The following is a 15,627-nucleotide window of genomic DNA, read 5'->3' as shown; positions in this document are numbered from 1 at the left end:
GTGACGACTCTCCTCGTCAACGGACTGATCCACAGTCCGGCCATGCCGGGGGCCACCGCCATGGCGGTGAGCGACGGGCCCGACGCCGCGGTGGCGTGGCTCGGCAGCGACGACGTGGCCCGCGCGCTGTATCCGGACGCGACGGTGGTCGACCTCGAAGGTGCCTTCGTCGCACCGGCTTTCGTCGACGCGCACGTCCATCTCACGTCCACCGGGCTGGCTGCCACCGGGTTGGACCTGCGGGCCGCGACATCACGTGAGCACCTGCTGACGCTGGTCGCCGAGTACGGACTGGCGCATCCCGACGGCCCCGTCTGGGCGCACGGCTGGGACGAGTCCGGTTGGCCGGAGGCGGTAGCGCCCAGCACCGCCGACCTCGACGCGGTGCTGGGGGCGCGGCCGGCCTACCTGGCCCGCATCGACGTGCACTCCGCGGTGGCCACCAGCGCCCTGCGGGCGCTGACCGACGGCCTGACCGGCGCGGCGGGCTACGCCGCCGAGGCGCCCCTGACGGCCGACGCGCACCACCGCGTCCGCGCGGTCGCCCGCGGTCTGCTGACGGATCGCCAACGCGATGACGCCCGACACGCGGCGCTCGACCTGGCCGCTCGGATGGGGATCGTCGCGGTGCACGAATGCGCGGGCCCGGACATCGGCGGACTCGACGACTGGCAGGCGGTGCGCGCCCTGCGGCACGGGGTCGACGTCGTCGGCTACTGGGGTGAGGCGGTCGACTCCGTGCGCCGGGCCGAGGACCTGATGGCCGAGACCGGGGCGCGCGGTTTGGCCGGTGACCTGTTCGTCGACGGCGCACTGGGCTCGCACACCGCGTGGCTACACGAGCCCTACGCCGACGGGAGTGGCTGCGGGAACGCCTATTTGGACACCGACGCGATCGAAGCGCATCTGGCGGCCTGCACCGAGGCCGGGGTCACGGCGGGCTTCCACGTGATCGGCGACGCCGCGACGAGCGCGGTGGTCGCCGCGCTGGATCGGGTCGTGGCGCGCTTCGGTGCTGCCGCGGTGGCGCGCTGCGGACACCGCCTCGAGCACCTCGAGATGGTGACGCCCGATGACGCGGACCGCCTGGCGGCGGCGGGCGTGCTCGCGAGCATCCAGCCGAACTTCGACGCGCTGTGGGGCGGCGAGCACGGGATGTACGCCGGCAGGCTGGGCGTCGACCGGGCTCGCGGGCTCAATCGGTTCGCGCTGTTAGCATCCTCAGGCGTGCCACTCGCCCTGGGCTCCGACGCGCCCGTCACCAGCATGAACCCGTGGGAGAGCGTGCGTGCCGCCATCCGGCATCAGACGCCGGGCAGCGCACTCTCGGCGCGCGCCGCGTTCGCGGCGGCCACCCGCGGCGCGTGGCGGGCGGGCGGCGTCCGCGACGGCGTCACGGGCACGCTGGTGCCCGGCGCACCCGCCTCGTACGCGGTGTGGGACGTGCCGGGTGGTGCGGAGGGTCTCGAGATCGCCGCCCCCGCCGACGGCGTTCAGCGGTGGTCGACCGAGCCGGGCTCACGCGTCCCCGCAGTGCCGCGGCTGCACCCCGATGATCCGCTGCCGACCTGCGTCCGCACCGTGCACCGGGGCGTCGTGCTCCATGGCTGATCCGACGACGAAGCTGCCGAGTCTGAAGGACGCGGTGCTGGCGAGTGCGGGCCGGATCCTGGTGCCGCGGCTGTTGCGGCTCTCGGCGGTCATCGCGGGCGGTCTGCTGGCGTGCCTGAGCTTTCCGCCCTTCGGCTGGTGGTACCTGATGTTCCCGGCGATGGGGCTGCTCGCCTGGGCCCTGACTCGCGAGGACACGACGCGCGCGGGCGGGTTCGGGTACGGCCTGCTGTTCGGCCTGGCTTTCTACGTCCCGCTGCTGCCCTGGATCAGCGGTCTGGTGGGTGCGATCCCGTGGTTGGCGCTCGCCCTCGTGGAGGCGTTGTTCCCCGCGCTGTTCGGCTACCTCGCGGTGGTGGTGCGGCAGCTGCCGGGGTGGCCCGTGTGGTTCGCCGCGCTCTGGGTGCTCACCGAGTGGCTCAAGTCGGTCGTCCCGTTCGGCGGATTCCCCTGGGGCGTCATCGCCTTCAGTCAGACGAACGGACCGCTGCTGGCGCTGGCGCAGTGGGGGAGTGCGCCGCTCGTGAGCTTCGCCACCGTCGCGGTGGGCTTCAGTCTGGCCGCTCTCGCGATCGAGGCCGCGCGCCGCTGGAGGTCGGACTCGCACGTGTCACCCGATGGTCCGGTGGTCGTCCTGATCCCCGGCCTCTGCATCGTGCTGGTGCTGCTGAGCGTGGCGGTCGCGAGCCCGCACCTGCGCAAGTCCGGCGCAGGCGCGGGGGAGGATCCGCCGGTGACGGTGGCCGCTGTTCAGGGCAACGTGCCGAGGCTCGGGCTGGAGTTCAACGCCCAGCGCCGCGCGGTACTCGACAACCACGTCCGTGAGACCAAGCGACTCGCGTCAGATGTCCGTGCGGGTCGCGCCCCGCAGCCGGCGTTCGTGGTGTGGCCGGAGAACTCCTCGGATATCGATCCGATCGCGAACGCCGACGCCGCGGAGCAGATCTCGTCCGCCGCGGAGGCGATCCGCGCCCCCATCCTCGTCGGCGCGGTGGTGGCGGCCCCCGGATACAGCCGGGACACCCCGGCGGCGACGAACACCGCGATCGTCTGGGACCCCGTCGAGGGGCCGGGTGAGCGCCACGACAAGAAGATCGTGCAACCCTTCGGCGAGTACCTGCCGTGGCGGCCCTTCTTCAAGCTGCTGTCGTCCTACGCCGACCGCGCGGGCTACTTCGTGCCCGGCGACGGGGACGGCGTCGTGCACGCCAACGGCATGACCGTCGGGGTCACCACCTGCTGGGAGGTCATCTTCGACCGCGCCGCTCGCGAAAGCGTGCTGAACGGCGCGCAGTTCCTGACGGTGCCCGCGAACAACGCCACCTTCGACGCGGCCATGAGCGCGCAGCAGCTGGCGTTCGGCAAGCTGCGAGCCGTCGAGCACGACCGGTACGTCGTGGTGGCGGGCACGGTGGGCATCAGCGCCGTCGTCGCCCCGGACGGCCGCGAACTGGGCAGGACGGGCTTCTTCGAGTCGGGTTATCTGGACACCCAGATCCGGCTCAAATCGGATCTGACACCGGCTACCCGCTGGGGTCCGCTCGTCCAGGGACTGCTGGTCATGATCGGTGTGGCGGCTGTGGTCACGGCCATGCTGCACAATGGGTTGTTCTCACGGCGCCGGAAGTCGGCCGCCGATGTTGCCCTCGACGACGAAGGAGCGCCATGAGCGAGGCCGGCGACCGCCCTAGTCAGCGCACGTTGGTGATCATCCCGACCTACAACGAGCGCGAGAACCTGCCGCTGATCCTGGGCCGGGTGCAGGTCGCCCAGCCCGACGTCCACGTGCTGGTCGTCGACGATGGCAGTCCCGACGGCACCGGCGAGCTCGCCGACGAGCTGGCGCTCGCCGATCCGGACCGCGTGCACGTCATGCACCGGACCAGCAAGGCCGGTCTGGGCGCGGCCTACCTGGCCGGTTTCGCGTGGGGCCTGGGCCGCGGTTACACCGTGCTGGTCGAGATGGACGCCGACGGCAGTCACGCCCCCGAGGAGCTGTACCGCCTGCTCGACGCCGTGGACCGCGGTGCCGATCTCTCGATCGGTTCGCGGTACATCGACGGTGGCACGGTGCGCAACTGGCCGCGGCGCCGGAAGATCCTGTCGAAGACCGCCAACGGCTACGCGCGGGTGATGCTCGGGGTGAAGATCGACGACATCACCGCCGGTTACCGCGCCTACCGCCGTGAGGTGCTCGAGAAGATCGAGCTGGCCACGGTCGACTCGAAGGGCTACTGCTTCCAGATCGAGATGAGCTGGCGCACGGTCAGCGCCGGTTTCTCGGTCGTCGAGGTGCCCATCACGTTCACCGAACGCGAGTTGGGGAAGTCGAAGATGAGCGGGTCGAACATCCGCGAAGCCATCGTCAACGTCGCGGCCTGGGGAATCCGCGGGCGCCTCGATCGCGCCCGCGGCGTCGCGCGCTAGTTAGCCGCGCCTGCGCGTCTTGATGATGTCCATGCGCTCCTTGAGCAACTCGTCGAGTTCCTCGACGGAGCGACGCTCCAGCAGCATGTCCCAGTGGGTGCGCGGCGGCTTGGTCTTCTTGGGCTCGGGGACGTCGCCGTCGATCAGCGTGCCCTCCATGCCGTTGCGGCAGGGCCAGGTGCCGGGGATCTCCGCGTCGTCGGCGAAGGGCACCTCGAACTCCTCACCGTTGTCGGTGCGGTAGCGGGCGACCTGGCGTGGCGCGAGATCGTGGTTACGGTCGGTCTCGTAGCTCACGGCACCGAGCCGACTACCCCTCAGAACGCGATCAGCCATCGTCCACTCTCCTCTTCACGCATTGGTCCGGGGAATCAACGCAGCGGGTGTGCGCGAAGTTCCCGACTCGACCCCCCATGATAACTCCGATGTCGTGCGGGGCCGTCTACAGTCGGGACCCGTGACGATCGGTGTCGGCAGACGCAGCCGAGCCCAGCCCTGCCGTTGGTGTGGCCGCGAGGTGCCCGATGCCGGGGTGGGTCGACGCCGTCAGTACTGCAGGCAGTCCTGCCGCCAGCGCGCCTACGAGCAGCGTGCGCTGGTCAAGGGCACGTCGCTGGCGCCCGATTCGGTGGTGCTGACCGCGGCCGAGGCCGCCGAGCTGTCCGATCGGGTGTTCGAGGTGAGGTGCGCCGCCGAGGACGTCGCCACCGCCGTCGACGAGGGTGCGGACCAGTCCGAACTGCGCGGCCTGTGCGAGACCTTGCTCAAGGCCGCGAAGGCCGCCGACGGCTGGCGGTGACCGAACCGGCTGGCAGGCGTTTCACAGCTACGATTGCCCGGTGACAGCGGGCCAGGTGTGGCGGTTCGACGAATTCGTGCTGGACACCGCCCGCTACGAACTGCGTCGCGGTGACGAGGTGGTCAAGGTCGAGCCGCAGGTGTTCGACGTCATGACGCAGCTCGTCAGCAACCACGACCGCTTCGTCAGCAAGGAGGAGCTGTTCGACACCGTGTGGGGCGGCCGGTTCGTCGGCGAGGCCGCGCTCACCAGCCGCATCAAGGCGGCGCGTCGTGCTCTCGGTGACGACGGCGAGTCGCAGCGCTTCATCCGGACCGTGCGCGGCAGGGGCTACCAGTTCGTGGGCGCCATCGTGGCGGAAGCCGCCGCGGCGCCCCCCGTGGCCGAAACGGTCCCGCCGCCACGGCAGCACATCGCGTTCTGCCGGGCCGCCGACGGGGTCCGGCTCGCGTACGCCGTCGCGGGCGACGGCCCGCCGCTGGTCCGGGCGGCGAACTGGATGACTCATCTGGGCTACGACATCGAGAGCCCGGTGTGGCGGCACTGGGTGCGCGACCTGGCCGCGGAGCACACCTTCATCCGTTACGACGAACGGGGATGCGGTCTATCCGATTGGGATGCAGCCGATTTCAGTTTCGAGGCGTGGGTCAGCGACCTCGAGTCCGTTGTCGACGCGCTCGGTCTCGAGCGCTTCCCGCTGCTGGGCGTATCGCAGGGCAGCGCGGTTGCCGTGGCCTACGCGGCACGTCATCCCGAGCAGGTCACCAAACTCATCCTGTGCAGCGGCTACGCCAAGGGTCGGCTGGCCCGTGCCGTCAGCGACGAGGAGGAGCGCGCGGCCGCACTGGATCTGGATCTCGCGAGAGTCGGCTGGGGTCGTGACGATCCGGCGTTCCGTCAGGTGTTCGCCGCACAGTTCCAGCCGGACGGCACGCGCGCGGACTGGGATGCGTTCGACCAGTTGCAGCGGCGAACGACCTCGCCCGACAACGCGGTTCGGTTCCTCGCGGAGTTCGGCCGCATCGACGTCAGCGAGATGGCCCGCGAGGTCGCGTGTCCGACGCTCATCATGCACTCGCGTGACGACCATCGGCAGCCGATGCGCAACGGTGAGGAACTGGCCGCGCTCATCCCGAATTCGCGGCTGGTGGCGCTCGCGAGCAACAACCACCTGCTCACCGAGAGCGAACCGGCGTGGCAGACGTTCCGCGAGGAGTTGACGGAGTTCCTCGCGGGCTGATCCCGTCTGACCGGCGTCCCGTGTGTTCTCCATGCAATCTCCACGGAATCTTCATGCGCGGATACCCCGTTCGATCCATGCTTGGCCACATGAGAAAACTGTTCCGCACCCTGTTCGTGGGACTCATCGCGATGTTCGCGCTGGGCGCCCTCTCCGCCTGCTCGAGCGGCACGTCAACGGAGGCCTCGTCGACACAGTCGTCGGCTGGGTCTGCTCCCGCCACCCCGAGCCTCACGCCCTTTCCTCAGTCGGCCCGATTCATGGCCGACATGGAGAAGGACGGCAAGCCGATGACGATCGGCATCTCGATCGACGGTGACGAGATCACCGCGTACGCGTGCAACGGCGTGGACGACGAGGCCTGGTTCTTCGGTAATCAGGCCGACGGCGCCATCGACATCGAGAACAAGTTCCGCGACACGCTCAACGCGTCGTTCAACGGCACCGATGTCGCCGGTGATCTGACGATGAACGGTGTCACATACGATTTCACCGCCGCTCCCGTGTCGGCGCCCGCCGGCATGTACACCGCGGATCTCGACGGCGCACGGGCGTCGTGGATCGTGCGGCCCGACGGCTCGGTGACCGGCGTGCAGTTCAACGGCGGTATCACCGGTCGCGATTTCGAGCAGGCCGAACTGCAGCAGCTGAACACCGCACAGTTCCAGGCACAGGTGCGCAACAAGCGCATCCTGCAGCAGGCCAACCAGGCGGTGAAGTTGTCGAACAACGGCACCCTGACGTCGCAGATCAACGGCCGCGAGGTGACGGCCAACATCGTCCGCGGAAACACCCGGTTCGCCTGACCGCGTCGAACCCGTCTGACCAGCGGCCCCGCCGGGCCGGAGCCGACTCACCTCGGCCCGCCCGGCGGGGTCGCTGCTTTTCTCTCAGCCCGAATCGAATCCTTCCGGGGCGCCGAACTCGCGGCTACGGTCGCATGATCGTGTCCACTCCCGTCGATGCCCCCGTCGCCACTGTCACCGCACCTAACACGAAAGTTCCTCTGCGACAGCGCAAGTGGGCTCTGATTCGACTCGCCTCGCCGATCGCCCTGCTGGTGCTGTGGCAGGTCGGAAGCGCACTGGGTCTCATTCCGCAGGACGTCCTGCCCGCACCGTCGCTCATCCTCGAGGCGGGTATCGAGCTCATCGAGAACGGCGAACTCTTCGACGCACTCGGGGTTTCCGGCGTGCGGGTGGTCCAGGGACTGCTCCTCGGCGGATTCCTCGGCGTTGCCCTCGGGACCGCTGTGGGGTTGTCCAAGTGGTTCGAGGCGACCGTCGATCCACCGATGCAGATGGTGCGCGCGCTGCCGCACCTCGGCCTCATCCCGTTGTTCATACTGTGGTTCGGCATCGGCGAGCTGCCCAAGGTGCTGCTCGTCGCACTCGGCGTCAGCTTCCCGCTCTACCTCAACACGTTCTCCGCCATCCGCCAGGTGGATCCGAAGCTGTTCGAAACGGCTCAGGTGCTGGGGTTCTCGTTCTGGCAGCGGTTCCGCACCATCATCGTGCCCAGTGCGGCCCCGCAGGTGCTCGTCGGGCTTCGCCAATCGCTGGCGATCGCGTGGCTCACCCTCATCGTGGCCGAACAGATCAACGCCGACAGCGGTATCGGCTACCTGATCAACAACGCGCGCGACTTCCTGCGCATCGACATCATCATCTTCGGTCTCGTCGTGTACGCGCTGCTGGGCATCGGTACCGACGCGATCGTCCGCGCCTTGGAGCGCCGAGCATTGAGGTATCGCGAATGACAGCAACGACTGCCGAGGCCAAGGTGGGCTCCGCTGCCGGTGAACTGGTCGATGTGCACAAGTGGTACGGCGATCAGCACGTACTCGACGACGTGAACGTCCGCGTCGGCAAGGGTGAGATCGTCGCGCTCATCGGCCGCAGCGGTTCGGGCAAGTCGACCGTGCTGCGGGTGTTCGCCGGGCTGTCCACCGACCACTCGGGCGAGCGCGTCGTGTCGGGCGCCCCCGCGTTGGCGTTCCAGGAGCCGCGTCTGTTCCCGTGGCGCGACGTCGTCACCAACGTCGCATACGGTTTGACGCGCAGCCGGTTGCCGAAAGCCGAGATGATCGTCCGTGCGCGCAGGGCCCTGACCGACGTCGGTCTCGCCGACTGGGCCGCCGCCTGGCCGCTCACGCTGTCCGGCGGCCAGGCCCAACGGGTCTCGCTGGCACGCGCGCTCGTCGCTGAGCCGGAACTCCTTCTGCTCGACGAACCGTTCGGTGCACTCGACGCGTTGACTCGGCTGACCATGCGCGCACTGCTGCTGGACCTGTGGCGCGAACACGGCTTCGGGGTGCTGCTCGTCACCCACGACGTCGATGAGGCCGTCGCGCTCGCCGACCGGGTGCTGGTTCTCGAGGGGGGACGCGTCATCCACACGCTGAACATCGACGATGTTCGGCGGTCGCCGTCGGACCCGTCGGCCAACACCGAACGCTATCGTGCGGAGCTGCTGGACCGGCTCGGCGTGCAACTCTGAGGGGATCACCATGTCCACATCGAAAAACGCTGTCGCACTGCGTATCGCAGCTCTTCTCGCCCTGCTGACGCTGGTTGTCGGCTGTGTCTCCCGTGAGCAGAACTCCGCCGCGACGGCCGCACCCGAAACGGTGCCGCTGACCGAGCTGTCCGACGTCACGCTGCAGATCGGTGACCAGAAGGGTGGCACCGAGTCGCTGCTGCGCGCCGCCCACGCGCTCGACAACCTGCCGTACAAGGTGGTGTTCTCGACGTTCACGTCCGGCCCGCCGCAGGTCGAGGCCGCCACCGCGGGCAAGATCGACTTCGCCATCACGGGCAACACCCCGCCTATCTTCGGCGCCGCGTCCAACGCCAAGGTGAAGGTGGTGTCGGCCTACGACGGCGGCGGTGTCGGCGATCAGGTGCTGGTGTTCGACGATTCACCCGTCACGACGATCGCCGATCTGAAGGGCAAGCGGATCGCCGTCGGCAAGGGCAGTTCGGCGCACGGGCACATTCTCGCGCAGCTGAAGAACGCGGGCCTCACGCCCGCCGATGTCGAGCTGGTGTTCCTGCAGCCCGCCGACGCGCTGTCGGCGTTCCAGCAGCAGGCCGTCGACGCCTGGGCAATCTGGGATCCGTACACGGCGCAGGCCGCTCAGCAGTTCCCGGTGCGCAGTATCGGTCAGGCCAAGGACGTCACCAACGGCTTCTGGTTCGGCGTCGCGTCCGACCAGACGTTGGCGGATGCCAAGCGCAACAGCGCGTTACAGGACTTTCTCATCCGGTTCGAGAAAGCCGCGCACTGGGCGCAGGACCATCCCGAGGAGTGGGCCGCCGGCTACGCAGAAGCCGTGGGTCTCGACGCTGAGGTCGCGCGCGTCTCCCAGTCCCGCAGCCTGCGGCTGCCGACGGAACTCGACGACGAGGTCATCGCATCCGAGCAGCAAATCGCCGACCTGTTCGCCGAATCCGGCCAGATCTCGACGGCACCCGACTTCGCCAACTGGGTGGACACGCGCTACAACGAGGCCCTGCGTCCCCTCCTGGTCAACAACTGAAAGCGACATGTCCACTCCCGCTGCGAAGTTCTTCTGGTTCCTCCCCACCAGCGGTGACAGCCGCTCCATCGTCGGGTCGTCGCACGCGTCGTCCCAGCAGGTCGTGCCACCCGGTTACCGGCCTCCGACCCGGCGCTACCTCGCCGAGGTCGCGCGAGCCGCGGACCGACTGGGCTACGAGGGGGTGCTCACTCCAACGGGAACCTGGTGCGAGGACGCGTGGTTGACCGCGTCGGCACTGCTGGCCGACACCGAGCGGCTGAAGTTCCTGGTGGCGTTCCGGCCCGGATTGGTGCCGCCCACACTCGCGGCGCAACAGGCGGCCACGTTGCAGCGGTTCTCCGAGGGGCGGGTACTGCTCAACATCGTCAGCGGCGGCGATGATCTCGAGCAGCGTCGCTTCGGCGATTGGCTGGGGCACGACGAGAGGTATGCGCGCACGGGCGAGTTCCTGCACATCGTGAACTCGCTGTGGCGACAGGAGTCGCTCGATTTCTCCGGCGCGCACTACACCGTGAGGGACGCGCGAGTGTCCGCGCCGCCGGACCCGTTGCCGCAGATCTACTTCGGCGGTTCGTCGCCCGCTGCGCTGCCCATCGCCGCGGAGCACGTCGACGTGTACCTGACGTGGGGCGAGCCGCCGCAGGCCGCCGCGGCGAAGATCGCCGCGGTGCGGGAACTCGCGCACGCTCGCGGCAGGCAGATGCGCTTCGGCGTCCGGCTGCACACGATCAGCCGCGACACCTCGGAGGCCGCGTGGGCCGTCGCCGACGAGCTACTGGCAGGACTCTCGGCGGAGCACATCGCCGAACAGACTGCACTGCACGCGAAGTCGGAGTCCGAGGGCCAGCGTCGGATGACCGCGCTACACGGTGGTCGGGTCGACAAGCTCGAGATCCATCCGAACCTGTGGGCGGGTGTCGGGCTGGTGCGCGGCGGGGCGGGCACCGCCCTCGTCGGCAGTCACGAGGAAGTGGCGAACCTGATCATCGAGTACCACTCGCTGGGATTCGACGAGTTCATCCTGTCGGGGTACCCGCATCTGGAGGAGGCGTACTGGTTCGCCGAGGGCGTGCTGCCGCTGTTGAAGCACAAGGGTGTGGCCTAGCCTCTGGGTGTGGACGACTGGTTCGAGCGCAGCCCCTTCATGGGCTTCGCGCCGTGGATCATCTACTGGGTGGTGGCCGACGGGCCCAGTACGTGGTTGTTCGGAGCGCTGTGCGCGGTGCTGTCCGCGATCATCCTCGGGATGTCGGTGGGCTTCGGCGGCCCGCGTCTGCTCGACATCGTCACGATCCTGTTCTTCGTGGGGGTGACGGCGGTCGCTCTGCTCGTCGGGGCCGCCGATCGGGACTGGATGGACACTTACGCGACCTCGCTGTCCAGCGGCGTGTTGTCGGTGATGGCGTTGGGTTCGCTGTTCTTCACGCCGTTCACCGAGCAGTACGCGCGCTCAACGCCGCTGCAGGACTGGGAGAAGCCCGCGTTCCGGCAGACCAATCGCGTGCTGACCCTGATGTGGGCCCTGGTGTTCGCCCTCATCGCGGTGCTGGGGTACCTCGCCGCGCAGGTCCCGGATACCAGGGACTGGACGAACTACGTCGTGCCCGTCGTCGTGATCGTCGGGGCGATCGGGATGACGCAGTCGTACCCGACGCGGGCTCGCGAGCGGGCCAGATCCGCCGCGGCGTGACTCAGCAGCCGTACTGTTCGCCGATGCCCGCCGGGGCGGTGGCCTTCTGCAGACACCCGAACGGTTGCACGCCCGCAGCGGACAGTCGCACGCCGGACTGGTGGGCGTAGTTCACGCACAGCAGACCGTCGGCGTCGGCCCGGCACCGGTAATCGCCGAACGCGAGACTCGACCCCTGCGCCAGTTCAGCACCCGAGCCGTCGCCGAACGGACCCGGATCGCCGTGTGCGGAGCCGACTTCCAGCGTCATTCCGGTGAAGTCGACCCAGTTGCCCTTCCACATGCCCTCGACACCGTCGGGCCGGGGCGGGGGACTGGTGAGATCGACCAGGCAGGCCAGCGCACCGTCGCGGTAGCGGTTGGTGACGCAGTTGGCCGTGGGGAGCGACGCGCCCGCGGTGACGAAGGCGACGGCGTCGCCCAGTTCGGTGGCGACGCCGGCACGGGTGACGGTGTGGAAACCGGCGGGGTCGGCGGGGATGCCCGCCTCCACCCAGCGGACGACGTCCTGCATCGGCGCTCCGGCTGCGGGGGGTCGCACGGGAGTCGGTGTCGTGGAGGTCACAGTCGGCGCGGTGCGTGAGGTCGACGGCGTCGGGACCGCCTGACGCGAGGTTCCGGACCCGTCGTCACCGCCGTTCGCACACCCCGCGAGCAGCACGGACGCGGCCGCGGACCAGATCAGGAGCCGTCGCATCCGCATGGCGGTCAGGCTATCGGCAACGCCGCAGGGCCGGTCGACCGCGTGTGCTGCGTGGATCTTCGCTACCGTCTGATTCATGCACGAACGCACCATTCGAGTGACCGTGGACAGCGGGACCATCGAGGGGTTCACCCGTGACGGTGTCCACCGGTGGCGATCCGTGCCGTTCGCACAGCCGCCGGTCGGCCCGCTGCGCTACCGCGCGCCGCAGCCGGTTCAGCCGTGGCCGGGCGTTCGGTACTGCCACGGCTACACCTACTGCGCCCCGCAGCAGCGCAAGTACACGCTGGTCGGGCCCGGCAAATTCCAACCGATGAGCGAGGACTGCCTGACGCTCAACGTCGTCGCCCCCGAGACCGCCGCGCCGGGTCCGCTGCCCGTGATGTTCTTCATCCACGGCGGTGGATACATCCTGGGCAGCTCGGCGACTCCGATCTACGACGGAGCCGCGCTCGCCAGGCGCGGGTGTGTGTACGTGTCGGTGAACTACCGTCTCGGCGCGCTCGGATGCCTGGACCTGTCGTCGCTGTCGACGCCCGACCACCCGATCGACGACAACCTGTTCCTGCGTGACCTGGTGCTCGCGCTGCAGTGGGTACGCGACAACATCGGCGTGTTCGGCGGCGACCCGGACAACGTGACCATCTTCGGCGAGAGCGCGGGCGCGCACGCGGTGGCGACGCTGATGGCGGTTCCGGCCGCCGAAGGCCTGTTCCATCAGGCGATTTCGGAGAGTCCCGCGAGCGGGATGGCGGGCCCGCCCAGTGTTGCAGCGGAGTTCGCCGTCGATTTCGTGGAGGCGCTGGGAAGCAACGCCGGCGACGGTGCGGCGGCGGTGCTGGCGGCGCGTCCGGCGCAACTCGTCGACGCGCTGGACCAACTGCTGATGAATCCGCCGACGGAGATGCGCGGCGCCTTCGCCGTGGGCCCCACCTTCGACACCGAGTACCTGCCGACCGACCCCGTGGTGGCGATGCGCGACGGCAGCGCCCACCGGGTGCCGCTGATCGTCGGGACGAACGCCGAAGAGGGCAGGCTGTTCACGCGGTTCCTGCAGTTGCTGCCCATGACGGAACCGGCGATCGAGGTGCTGCTTTCGGAGTCGGACGTCGAGGTCCGCGACCGGATCACCGGCGCGTATCCCGGCTATCCGAGCCAGAGTGCCTGCGTCCGGCTGGGCGGTGACTTCGCCTTCGGCACCGCGGCGTGGCAGATCGCCGAGGCGCACAGCGGTCACGCGCCGACGTACATGTACCGCTACGACTACGCGCCGCGCACGTTCAAGTGGTCGGGTCTTGGCGCCACCCACGCCACCGAACTCTTCGCGGTGTTCGACGTGTACCGGACGCGCTTCGGCGCCCTGATGACCGCGGCGGCCGACCGTCGGTCGGCTCGCCGGGTCAGCAACGACGTGCAGAACCGCTGGCGTGCGTTCAGCCGGTCCGGAGTGCCCGGCGACGGCTGGCCCGCGTACACACCCGCCGACCGTCCCGTCATGGTGTTCGACCGGCATAGCCGCCTCGAATACGACCCCGATGCCGACCGGCGCCGGGCCTGGGAGGGGTTCACGCTCGCGGCGCAGTAGGCCGGCCGCTGCGATATTCGCATCCTGCTGCGCGGTCAGCGCCGATGTGGTTGCGTACTCGCGTGACACACCCATTGGATCCGTTGTCAGAAGCCGAGTTCGCCGCTGTTTCCGCAATCCTGCGGCGCGAGCACGAGGTGCAGGCCGCCGGACCCGCCGCGCCCGGGCGGGGGTGGCGGATCGCGTCGATCGAGCTGACCGAGCCGACGAAGGCGGAACTCGCCGAGTTCGCCGGGGGCGGGCCGACACCCGCCCGGCGCGCGACGGCCATCTGCCTGAACCGCTCGACGAACGCCACGTACAGGAGCGTGGTCTCGCTGAGCGACGACCGGGTGGAGTCCTTCGAGCACGTGCCGGGGGTGCAGGCCAACTTCACGGTGGATGAGTTCCTCGAGTGCGATCAGCTGCTGCGCACCCACCCCGAGCTCATCGCGGCGCTCGCCAAGCGGGGCATCACCGACATCGACCTGGTGTTCTTCGACACCTGGACCTACGGCGACGCGGTCGCACCGGACGAGTACCGCGACCGGCGCCTCGGCTGGTCGGACACCTGGCTCAAGGACGGGCCGGGGATGAACCCGTACGCGCATCTGGTCAGCGGGCTGCACTGCGTGATCGACGTCAACGCGATGGAGGTGCTGGCAGTCGAGGACGGCCAGCACATCGATCCGCCCGCGGTGATGGGCGAGTACGCACCGCGGCACGTTCCCGAGCGCATCCGAGCCGCGCAGCAGCGGGACCCGCTGAAACCGCTGCACATCAGCCAGCCCGACGGGCCGTCGTTCACGCTCGACGGAAACCTGCTCGAATGGCAGAACTGGTCGTTGCGGATCGGGTTCAACTACCGCGAGGGCATGACGCTGCACACCGTGGCCTACCGGGACGGTGATCGGACCCGGTCGATCGCGCACCGGCTGTCCTTCGCCGAGATGGTGGTGCCGTACCGCGACCCGTCGCCGGATCACTACCGGCGCACCGCCTTCGACATCGGGGAGTGGGGCCTGGGGTTCATGACCACGTCCCTGGAACTGGGCTGCGACTGTCTCGGGGAGATCCGCTACCTGGACGCGGTGCTGCACGACAGCAATGGTGAGCCGTACACCATCACCAACGCGATCTGCATCCACGAAGAGGACAACGCCGTGCTGTGGAAGCACGTCGACCATCACGAGGGTGCCGAGGTGCGGCGGATGCGCCGCCTCACGCTGTCGTTTCACGTCACCGTCGCGAACTACGAGTACCTCGTCTACTGGCGACTGCACCAGGACGGCAACATCGAGTGCGAGGTGCGGGCCACCGGGATCATGGTGACGACGCCGCTGGCGCCGGGCGCGCCGAATCCCAACGGCACGCTCGTCGACGAGCGCACGTATGCGCCGTTCCATCAGCACTTCCTGGTGGCCCGCCTCGATCTCGACGTCGACGGGCCGGACAACACGGTGTTCATGTCCGAGTCGTACGCCGAACCCATCGGCCCGGAGAATCCGCACGGGCTGTCGGTGGTCGTGCGCAACGTACCGCTGCGGACCGAGGACGAGGGCAAGCAGGACGTCGACTTCGCCACCCAGCGCGCCTGGAAGGTGATGAACACCAACGTCGTGAACGGCATCGGCACCCACCCGTCGTACAAACTGGTGCCGACGGGTGCGCTGCCGCCGATGTTCGATCCCGCGTCGCCGGTCATGCAGCGCGCCAACGTCATCGGACACACGCTGTGGGTGACGCCCAACCATCCCGACGAGCGTTGGCCCGCAGGCGAATTCGTCAACCAGTCGGCCGCCGACACCGGCCTCGGCGAGTGGACGAAGGCGAACCGGTCCATCGACAACACCGACGTGGTGCTGTGGTACGTCTTCGGCATACATCACATCACCCGGCCCGAGGACTGGCCCATCATGCCCGTCGACATCGTGTCGTTCTGGCTGAAGCCGTTCGGATTCTTCGATCGCAACCCCGCCCTCGACGTGCCGGCGTCGCCGCCCAGCGGCTGCCACGCACCGTAGTTGACACCCGTCAACTCATTGCCGC

At 69.0% G+C, this 15,627-nt stretch carries 15 protein-coding genes; 13 read left to right on the top strand and 2 right to left on the bottom strand.

The genetic code is table 11. The features are described from left to right. From NM203_RS28035 to NM203_RS28025, 3 genes are read left to right on the top strand one after another with little or no spacing between them, the layout of a single operon-like run. Positions 1-1,611 carry an amidohydrolase gene (locus NM203_RS28035; RefSeq protein WP_255063883.1) on the top strand — a complete coding sequence of 537 codons (1,611 nt, stop codon included), beginning with the start codon at positions 1-3 and terminating at the stop codon, positions 1,609-1,611. Further along, the gene (gene lnt, locus NM203_RS28030) at positions 1,604-3,280 is read left to right on the top strand and encodes an apolipoprotein N-acyltransferase (protein ID WP_255063882.1); all 1,677 of its coding nucleotides are present in this window, start codon (positions 1,604-1,606) and stop codon (positions 3,278-3,280) included. The genes NM203_RS28035 and lnt overlap by 8 nt, the downstream gene beginning before the upstream one ends. Further along, positions 3,277-4,038 carry a polyprenol monophosphomannose synthase gene (locus tag NM203_RS28025; protein WP_255063881.1) on the top strand — a complete coding sequence of 254 codons (762 nt, stop codon included), beginning with the start codon at positions 3,277-3,279 and terminating at the stop codon, positions 4,036-4,038. Before lnt ends, NM203_RS28025 begins: the two co-directional genes overlap by 4 nt. Here the strand turns inward: NM203_RS28025 and NM203_RS28020 are convergent, their stop codons facing one another. Then, on the bottom strand, positions 4,039-4,374 hold the full coding sequence (locus NM203_RS28020) for an RNA polymerase-binding protein RbpA (RefSeq protein ID WP_255063880.1): 336 nt from the start codon (positions 4,372-4,374) through the stop codon (positions 4,039-4,041). A gap of 121 nt (positions 4,375-4,495) precedes the next feature. Between NM203_RS28020 and NM203_RS28015 the strand changes: the two genes are divergently transcribed. The 8 genes from NM203_RS28015 (at position 4,496) to NM203_RS27980 (ending at position 11,311) form a co-directional block, all read left to right on the top strand. After that, complete coding sequence (locus NM203_RS28015) at positions 4,496-4,837, top strand: hypothetical protein (protein ID WP_255063879.1); 342 nt, start codon at positions 4,496-4,498, stop codon at positions 4,835-4,837. A gap of 40 nt (positions 4,838-4,877) precedes the next feature. Then, on the top strand, positions 4,878-6,077 hold the full coding sequence (locus NM203_RS28010; protein WP_255063878.1) for an alpha/beta hydrolase: 1,200 nt from the start codon (positions 4,878-4,880) through the stop codon (positions 6,075-6,077). Between the two features lie 89 nt (positions 6,078-6,166). Continuing rightward, complete coding sequence (locus tag NM203_RS28005; protein WP_255063877.1) at positions 6,167-6,883, top strand: hypothetical protein; 717 nt, start codon at positions 6,167-6,169, stop codon at positions 6,881-6,883. A 134-nt stretch (positions 6,884-7,017) separates the two neighbouring features. Further along, entirely contained in the window at positions 7,018-7,836 is an 819-nt protein-coding gene (locus NM203_RS28000) for an ABC transporter permease (RefSeq protein ID WP_255063876.1), read from the top strand. Further along, positions 7,833-8,576, top strand: coding sequence for an ABC transporter ATP-binding protein (locus NM203_RS27995; RefSeq protein ID WP_255063875.1), 744 nt, complete (start codon positions 7,833-7,835; stop codon positions 8,574-8,576). The genes NM203_RS28000 and NM203_RS27995 overlap by 4 nt, the downstream gene beginning before the upstream one ends. Before the next feature lie 10 nt (positions 8,577-8,586). Further along, entirely contained in the window at positions 8,587-9,618 is a 1,032-nt protein-coding gene (locus NM203_RS27990; RefSeq protein ID WP_255063874.1) for an ABC transporter substrate-binding protein, read from the top strand. 7 nt (positions 9,619-9,625) lie between these two features. Further along, complete coding sequence (locus tag NM203_RS27985; RefSeq protein ID WP_255063873.1) at positions 9,626-10,726, top strand: LLM class flavin-dependent oxidoreductase; 1,101 nt, start codon at positions 9,626-9,628, stop codon at positions 10,724-10,726. Between the two features lie 9 nt (positions 10,727-10,735). After that, positions 10,736-11,311 carry a hypothetical protein gene (locus NM203_RS27980; protein WP_255063872.1) on the top strand — a complete coding sequence of 192 codons (576 nt, stop codon included), beginning with the start codon at positions 10,736-10,738 and terminating at the stop codon, positions 11,309-11,311. 1 nt (position 11,312) lies between these two features. Here the strand turns inward: NM203_RS27980 and NM203_RS27975 are convergent, their stop codons facing one another. Then, positions 11,313-12,014 (bottom strand): hypothetical protein, encoded by a 702-nt coding sequence (locus NM203_RS27975; RefSeq protein ID WP_255064038.1) that lies wholly within the window; start codon positions 12,012-12,014, stop codon positions 11,313-11,315. A gap of 76 nt (positions 12,015-12,090) precedes the next feature. Here NM203_RS27975 and NM203_RS27970 point away from each other — a divergent pair, with 76 nt between their 5' ends. Both NM203_RS27970 and NM203_RS27965 read left to right on the top strand, forming a co-directional pair. After that, entirely contained in the window at positions 12,091-13,599 is a 1,509-nt protein-coding gene (locus NM203_RS27970) for a carboxylesterase/lipase family protein (protein ID WP_255063871.1), read from the top strand. A gap of 44 nt (positions 13,600-13,643) precedes the next feature. After that, the gene (locus NM203_RS27965; protein WP_255063870.1) at positions 13,644-15,602 is read left to right on the top strand and encodes a primary-amine oxidase; all 1,959 of its coding nucleotides are present in this window, start codon (positions 13,644-13,646) and stop codon (positions 15,600-15,602) included. The last annotated feature ends 25 nt before the right edge of the window (positions 15,603-15,627 follow it).

This window comes from Mycolicibacterium arenosum, from assembly GCF_024320865.1.
Classification (GTDB): Bacteria; Actinomycetota; Actinomycetes; order Mycobacteriales; family Mycobacteriaceae; genus Mycobacterium; species Mycobacterium arenosum.
The sequence above is the reverse complement of the archived record's forward strand: the minus strand, read 5'-3'. Positions and strand labels throughout refer to the sequence as shown.

Coding starts and splice junctions, on each gene's coding strand:
- lnt (WP_255063882.1), top strand. CDS start 1,604: ATGGCTGATCCGACGACGAAGCTGCCGAGTCTGAAGGACGCGGTGCTG.
- NM203_RS28025 (WP_255063881.1), top strand. CDS start 3,277: ATGAGCGAGGCCGGCGACCGCCCTAGTCAGCGCACGTTGGTGATCATC.
- NM203_RS28020 (WP_255063880.1), bottom strand. CDS start 4,374: ATGGCTGATCGCGTTCTGAGGGGTAGTCGGCTCGGTGCCGTGAGCTAC.
- NM203_RS28005 (WP_255063877.1), top strand. CDS start 6,167: ATGAGAAAACTGTTCCGCACCCTGTTCGTGGGACTCATCGCGATGTTC.
- NM203_RS28000 (WP_255063876.1), top strand. CDS start 7,018: ATGATCGTGTCCACTCCCGTCGATGCCCCCGTCGCCACTGTCACCGCA.
- NM203_RS27995 (WP_255063875.1), top strand. CDS start 7,833: ATGACAGCAACGACTGCCGAGGCCAAGGTGGGCTCCGCTGCCGGTGAA.
- NM203_RS27990 (WP_255063874.1), top strand. CDS start 8,587: ATGTCCACATCGAAAAACGCTGTCGCACTGCGTATCGCAGCTCTTCTC.
- NM203_RS27985 (WP_255063873.1), top strand. CDS start 9,626: ATGTCCACTCCCGCTGCGAAGTTCTTCTGGTTCCTCCCCACCAGCGGT.
- NM203_RS27975 (WP_255064038.1), bottom strand. CDS start 12,014: ATGCGGATGCGACGGCTCCTGATCTGGTCCGCGGCCGCGTCCGTGCTG.
- NM203_RS27970 (WP_255063871.1), top strand. CDS start 12,091: ATGCACGAACGCACCATTCGAGTGACCGTGGACAGCGGGACCATCGAG.
- NM203_RS27965 (WP_255063870.1), top strand. CDS start 13,644: ATGTGGTTGCGTACTCGCGTGACACACCCATTGGATCCGTTGTCAGAA.